General features: G+C 39.8%; 6 protein-coding genes and 1 other RNA gene. 1 reads left to right on the top strand and 6 read right to left on the bottom strand.

What is annotated here, in order from left to right; all coding sequences use genetic code 11:
* From ACNI3T_RS03495 to ssrA, 6 genes are all read right to left on the bottom strand, one after another.
* The coding region (locus tag ACNI3T_RS03495) for a GreA/GreB family elongation factor (protein WP_418226643.1) at window positions 1-383 on the bottom strand (383 nt) is incomplete at its 3' end.
* Between the two features lie 26 nt (window positions 384-409).
* Window positions 410-1,690 carry a Glu/Leu/Phe/Val family dehydrogenase gene (locus ACNI3T_RS03490; protein WP_418226642.1) on the bottom strand — a complete coding sequence of 427 codons (1,281 nt, stop codon included), beginning with the start codon at window positions 1,688-1,690 and terminating at the stop codon, window positions 410-412.
* A 6-nt stretch (window positions 1,691-1,696) separates the two neighbouring features.
* Window positions 1,697-1,858: a hypothetical protein gene (locus ACNI3T_RS03485; protein ID WP_418226641.1), complete on the bottom strand. Its 162-nt coding sequence runs from the start codon at window positions 1,856-1,858 to the stop codon at window positions 1,697-1,699.
* A gap of 188 nt (window positions 1,859-2,046) precedes the next feature.
* Window positions 2,047-3,369 (bottom strand): sigma-54-dependent transcriptional regulator, encoded by a 1,323-nt coding sequence (locus tag ACNI3T_RS03480; RefSeq protein WP_418226640.1) that lies wholly within the window; start codon window positions 3,367-3,369, stop codon window positions 2,047-2,049.
* A gap of 3 nt (window positions 3,370-3,372) precedes the next feature.
* Complete coding sequence (locus ACNI3T_RS03475) at window positions 3,373-4,470, bottom strand: sensor histidine kinase (RefSeq protein WP_418226639.1); 1,098 nt, start codon at window positions 4,468-4,470, stop codon at window positions 3,373-3,375.
* A gap of 468 nt (window positions 4,471-4,938) precedes the next feature.
* Window positions 4,939-5,338, bottom strand: a transfer-messenger RNA (tmRNA) gene (ssrA, locus tag ACNI3T_RS03470).
* A gap of 293 nt (window positions 5,339-5,631) precedes the next feature.
* Here ssrA and ACNI3T_RS03465 point away from each other — a divergent pair.
* Window positions 5,632-6,840, top strand: a complete 1,209-nt coding sequence (locus ACNI3T_RS03465) for an NAD(P)-dependent oxidoreductase (protein WP_418226638.1) — start codon at window positions 5,632-5,634, stop codon at window positions 6,838-6,840.
* Window position 6,841 lies beyond the last annotated feature (1 nt).

Here is a 6,841-nt window from a genome sequence, read left to right as displayed (position 1 = left end):
TGTTTTACTTCCTGGATATGTATGTGACTTTCTCCAAGTGGAAAGGTCCAGGTAATGTTGTCTCCCTTTGCGTATCCAAAAAGCGCAAGTCCCATGGGAGCCAGAACAGAGATCCTGTTCTTACGCAAATCACCTTTGTCTGGAGTCACGATCTGGTAGGTTTTTTCTACTGAGTAGGCCGTTTTAATACTTACAAACGAATTCAGTCGAATCACATCTGCAGGCATCTTAGCATTGCTCACCACCTTGGCACTTTTGAGTTCTTCAATCAACTTATAGATCGATGCTTTGTACGAGGTGTCTTTGTAGTATTTAGCCAGCGACATGATTTGTTTTAGAAAATCATATTCCTTTTTCTCAATTATTAATTCTCCGTATTTCATTTCTTACTTATTTATTTGCAGTCCTATTAAGGAAAAATCCCTCTTTGTTTGTAGGCCGTTTCTACTCTGGAAATAGCCAAGATAAATGCTGCTGTTCTCCAGTCCACTTCTCGCTTATTTACTTCATTATGGATCTTATGAAAGTTTTCGGTTAATTTCTTCTGTATCTTGGACATCACCTCATCCAGCTGCCATAACTCGCCATTTCTATTCTGAAGCCATTCAAAATAACTTCCAATTACACCACCAGAGTTGCAGAAAATATCAGGAATGATCTTTACTCCATTTTGAAGCAGAATTTTTTCACCCTCTTTATCTGTAGGTCCGTTGGCTCCTTCAGCAACGATCGAAGCTTTAATTTTAAAGGCATTTTCAGCAGTGATCTGGTTCCCCAGAGCTGCAGGAATGACGATGTCACAATCCAGCCCGAAGAATTCATCAGCGTCTATTTCCATAGCGCCATCGAATCCTTTTATCGATCCTTTTCTGGGTTCACAATGCTGAGCCAAAGCTTCAGTATCTATTCCATCTTCGTTGTATACTGTCGCATGCGCATCCTGAACAGCTATTAGCTTTGCGCCATCCTGAGATAAAAAGTGGGATGCCCAGTAGCCTACATTTCCAAATCCCTGTACGATGAATCTTTTATCTCTTAGATCCTGCTGTTCGGTTTCCAGCAATAACTTAATGGATAGATATACCCCAAACCCGGTTGCACGATCACGACCTTCCAGACCTCCTGCTCCTACGGGTTTTCCGGTCACCACATGTTGATTATGTGAACGTTCTGAAGATGAAATCGTAGACATATAGGTGTCTACGATCCAGGCCATGGTCTGCGGATTGGTATTTACATCTGGTGCCGGGATGTCATGTTCCGGTCCAATGTTTTCGCCCAGAGCATAGGTGAATCTACGGGTAATACGTTCCAGCTCAGAATCTGAATAATTTCGAGGATCTATTTGAATACCTCCTTTTGCACCTCCAAATGGTAGTCCGGCGAGGGAAGTTTTCCAGGTCATCCACATGGCAAGTGCCTTGGCAGCGTCAATATCTACCGTATCGTGGTAACGAAGTCCACCTTTATAAGGTCCTAATGCATTATTATGTTGAACACGGTATCCGGTGAACACCTCCACTTTGCCATTGTCCATTTTAACTGGAAAATGAACAATGATCTCATTATTGGTAATACCCAGGATCTTTCTGATATTCGGGTTCAAATCTATCATATCTGCCGTATTGTTGAACTGGTTCATTACGGTCTCGTACATAGATTGTTTAATCACTTTTGTAGTGTTTATCATTTTGTATTATTGAAAGTGTTCACAATGAGATTTTCTGTCCTCTTTCCAGGTACAGATTCTGCGATTGTCGCAGTTGAAGCATAGGCCTTTGAGCATTTCCTGGGTGACACCTTCAGGTTGCTCTCTATTTGGAATAGTGGCTGTAACTATTTCCTTGATCAGGTTCATTCGGTCATAGATTAATTTTTTCTAATTATAGAAAGTCAAAACCTATGCCTGTGCTAAAAAAATTTTATAAAACCGGAGTTAATTAACTGAAAATCAGTGATATATTCAATAAAAGAATACTGCTGGCTACATTTAAATCGAGGAGAAACGCCCCGGCTGGGAAGAAACGTACCGGTACTATATGATCGTTAGTTTAGCTTTTTACGAAGTGTTTTACGATCGATTTGCAGAATTTCGGCTGCTTTGGTTTTATTATTATCCACACTGGCCATAATTTTAAGGATATGTTCCATTTCCACTTCCTTCAAAGACTTTGAAGTAGAATTATGGTCTGGGACCGGGTATTTAAGATGATCTGGAAGTTGGTCTAAATCGATACAGTCTTCGCTCATAATAATAGCTCTCTGAACCACATTTTCCAGTTCACGCACATTTCCAGGCCAGTTATATCTTTCCAGTATTTCCAGGGCTTTTGGAGTGAACTCTATTCGTGGTCTGGCATATTCTGAAGCATATTTACGAAGAAAATTCTTAGCGAGTAGCGCGATATCATTTTTATGGTCTCGAAGTGGAGGGGTTTCGATATTCACAACATTTAACCTGTAATAGAGATCTTCTCTAAAACTTCCTTTTTCAACCATCTGGAGGAGGTCACTATTAGTTGCAGCGACTATGCGGAGTTCTATTTTTTTAGCTTTCTGTTCTCCAATTCTCCGAACCTCTTTCTCCTGAAGTACTCTCAATAATCGTGTTTGAACGGTTAATGGAGCAGTGCCAATTTCATCCAGGAAGATAGTACCACCGGCGGCAGCCTGGAAAAAACCAGGTCGATCCTCACTCGCTCCTGTAAATGCTCCTTTCCTATAACCAAAAAGTTCGGCTTCCAGAAGTTCTCCCGGGATAGCACCACAGTTAACAGCGATAAAAGGGTTTGCAGCAAAGGTACCTTTATAGTGAATAGCACGTGCGACCAGTTCTTTACCTGTGCCGCTTTCGCCCTGAATTAGAACGGTGGCGCGGTTATTCTTAACCCGTTCTATGAGATCAATAAGTTGTTCGATCTTTTCTGAATTACCTACAATTCCGGCATAAGCAGTTGCTTTGTTAGTGGAGGGAATAGTAACCTCAGAATCCTGGGTTTTTTTCGGAATTGATTTTTCAACAGATTGTTTTAATTCTTCCGCAGTAAATGGTTTTACGATATAATCCAGTGCACCGGATCTCATGGCAGTCAGTGCACCGTCCATGGAAGGGTATCCGGTGATGACCAGCTTCGGAACTTTGGGAAAATGTTCTTCTACATATTTTATGAGTTCCATTCCACCAATACCAGGCATTTGCAGATCGGTAATTAGTAGATCCACAGCATTAAATTTTAGGATATCGATCGCTTCCTTTACTGAAGCCGCCTTATAAGAGTGATATTGTTGCTCCTGAAGCTGGCGTTGTACTAATTCAAGCATGTCATAATCATCATCAACTATGAGAATATTAGCCTTTTTTAGCAGCATAACTTACATTTTTATAGGTAGCTTAATTTGAAAAACAGTTCCAGTAGGTTTATTATCAAAATTAATGATTTCTCCGTGATGACTTTTAATAATTCCATGAACCACACTAAGTCCTAACCCGGAACCTTCTCCTACAGGTTTTGTAGTGAAAAATGGCTCGTAGATTCTGGCATTTAGTTCGGCTGGAATACCTGGTCCCTGGTCTTGAATTTCCATTATAAAATGGGAAGCCGTGCTGGTTACTTGAATAGAGATGAGGCTTTTTTTAGGGGAAGCGTAAATAGCATTTATAAGCAGATTAAAAAGTACCTGGGTAAACTGAATCGTGTCAATTTGAGCTTCCAGGTCGGGATTATCAATTTTGAATTTATGGCTAACCTCTGCTTTGTAAAAATTTTGAGATAGTAATTTTAATGCCTGGTCAATGATTGGTTTGATCTGAACGAACTCCTGATGTTGAGGCATTTCACAGGCAAAGAACATTAATTTTTTTACAATTTCGCGGGAATATATAGCTGCTTTAATGATCTTGCCTGTATCTTTTCCGGTTTGGTTTTCCTGGGTTTTTGATTTGATCAATTCAGCAAAACCTAAAATATTTCCAAGCGGTGTATTTAATTCATGGGCAATCCCTGCAGTTATTTCTCCTAGAATGGAAAGCCGGTCGTTTCGCTCCGCACTTCTTTTTAAAAGTTCTTCCTTTCTGGTGATTTCTCTGCGTTCAAAAAATTCGCTTATCTCGATCGATATCTTATTTAAAAGCTTTTGCTCTTCTTCCAGAAAGTATGCGCTTTTCAGTTTTGCAGTATTATAATACACTTTTATCGATCCTTTATTTTCGTTGAAAAGAGTGATAAGGCTTTCCTGAACGATAGAATTTTCTGGTATATCTGCAGTTGAAATATAAAGCTCATCCATTTTTAGTTCAACGATCGCATGGTCTGGATAAAACCAGGCTTTCTTTGTAATCTCACAAATTTCTTCCATCGTGTTATCAACTGAATCTGAATGTTTACGAATTGCGGAGGATACTTCGTAAAGGCAGGACAGTTCCTTGATTCGTTCTTCCAGTTTTTTAGATAAGGAGATTTCTTTTGGCATTTATATAGGTTTTCGAACTGAATGATTTAGCATTCCGCAGCCGACAAATCTTTAGTTCAATACTATTTTACACTTGAAGCGGGATCGCTGCTTAAGTTAATTATTTTTCTTTAGGCCTTTATGCGATCATCAATATATAATCTTCGCGGTAAATTTTCGAAATTAACATTGAGACATTCCTTCAATTAAATATCAGAATAGGTGTCGTTAAACTAATCGCTTAATTGCCATAGGACAAGTAATGGACCATGGGCTTCTTCTGTTAGGGAGTAATCTGCACATAGAGCAATTTCAGCAAAGGGCTCAGGCTATAACAAATCATAGTTCTGCAACTACTTAAATTTGACCTGTTAACGCTTTTTCAGAATGGTATTCTCTACTGGCAAATGTGGTTTAAACCAAAAAAATCCTGCTCGAATAAATTCGGCAGGATTTTTTTCTAACAAATCACTACATAGCTGTGAGATATTGTGGAGTCGGAGGGGTTCGAACCCTCGTCCAAACAAGCAATTCAGATGCTTTCTACACGTTTAGTTTTCACTTGATTGTCGATGCAAAGCCGGCCGAAAACCACCAACTTTACACGTATTCTCAGTTAAGTTTCAGAAACTCATCAAGACCCTGAGCTTCCTATATTTACTTTATCGGTGCCTCTGTTGTGGATGCCGTAAATCAAGGCCTCCACGAGACATCTCGGCTCCCTGCCTTGCAGGGACTAAGTATAACCTACTGTAATTCGGTTACGCAGCCAAGGCGTAGTTATTCTCGCCGTTTGAAAAAGTGTGAAACATGAGATTTAAGAGCTATATTCCGGCGCTCTACGTGCTTACAACTCAATTAGACTCGCTGTCAAAACCAAGTCGACCCCATAAAATAATGAACATTTCCTTTGTAATCTTCTGGGCGTTTCGCTCCTCCCTTCGTCCCTTCGACAAGCTCAGGGCTCTGGGCGTCGCGGCGGGCTATTCGCTTCAATCTTTTTGCTCATAATTCACAAAAAGGATTTCCGCTGCTATCCCTAACGCAACTACTATATATTTCAAATAATAGTACTCAGAATTTCAAAGAATAACCGATCTCTAAAAGAGTTCGGGCCTGCAAAGATACTCATTTTAATTTATATCTTTGAAACACGTCAAAATCTACAAAAGCTATACCACAATGATAAAATTTGCCCTAATCAGGGAACGAAAAACTCCACCAGACAGGCGTGTGGTTTTTTCTCCTCAAATGCTACAGGAAGCTCAGAAACAGTTTCCGCAGGCAGTATTTAAAGTCGAAAGTTCTGATATCAGGATATTTAGCGACCAGCAATACAGAGAGGCTGGTTTTGAGGTAAGCGATGATGTGACAGATTGTGATGTGCTAATTGGGGTAAAGGAAGTTCCGATTCCCCATTTGATACCTGACAAAAAGTACTTTTTCTTTTCTCATACGATCAAAAAGCAGCCATATAATCGTGATCTGCTTCGTAACATTCTAAATAGAAGAATCGAATTGTATGATCATGAGGTCATCACGAATAAGAACAATGGCAGGTTGATAGGCTTTGGACGTTATGCTGGTTTAGTTGGAGCTTATAATGGGATTCGAATGATTGGTAAGAAGGAAGACCTATTTGATCTTCCCAAAGCAGAAGATCTTCCAGATCTCGATTCACTTTTGAACGAACTCGATAGGATACAACTACCTAAGTACAAATTTGTACTTACTGGAAGCGGGAAAGTAGCGCACGGGGCCAGGGAAATACTGGAACATTTAAACATAAAACAGGTAGATCCAGAAACTTACCTTGTTAATGAGTTCGATGAAGCGGTGTTTTGTCATATCGATGTGCTGGATTACGCCAAACGAAAAGATAAGGCTGAAGGCAGCCGGATGGAATTTTATAAAGTTCCACAGAATTATGATCCTGATTTTATGAAATTCGCCAAAACCAGTGATGTCTTTATTGCCGGTCATTTTTACGGAGAAGGCGCCCCTATATTTTATTCCGAAGAAGATATGCAGCATAAAGATTTCAGAATAAAATATGTGGCAGATATTTCGTGTGATATTGCCGGACCAGTTGCAAGTACAATACGACCTTCCACCATAGCGGAACCTTTTTATGGTGTTGACTTAAATACAAATGCGGAGGTAGATTTTAAAAGTGCTAATGCTCTAGCGGTTATGGCTGTGGATAACTTGCCATGTGAACTGCCCAAGGATGCCAGCGAAGGTTTTGGAGAGATGTTTCTCAAACACGTAATTCCATCATTCTTTAATGATGATAAGGATACTATTCTTGGAAGATCTAAAATGACCGAAAATGGAAAATTAACCCCGTTGTACTCTTATTTACAGGGTTTTGTAGATGGAAAAGAATAAA

Source organism: Christiangramia qingdaonensis, assembly GCF_048381525.1.
Taxonomy (GTDB): domain Bacteria; phylum Bacteroidota; class Bacteroidia; order Flavobacteriales; family Flavobacteriaceae; genus Christiangramia.
This window is presented reverse-complemented; position numbering and strand designations above follow the sequence as displayed.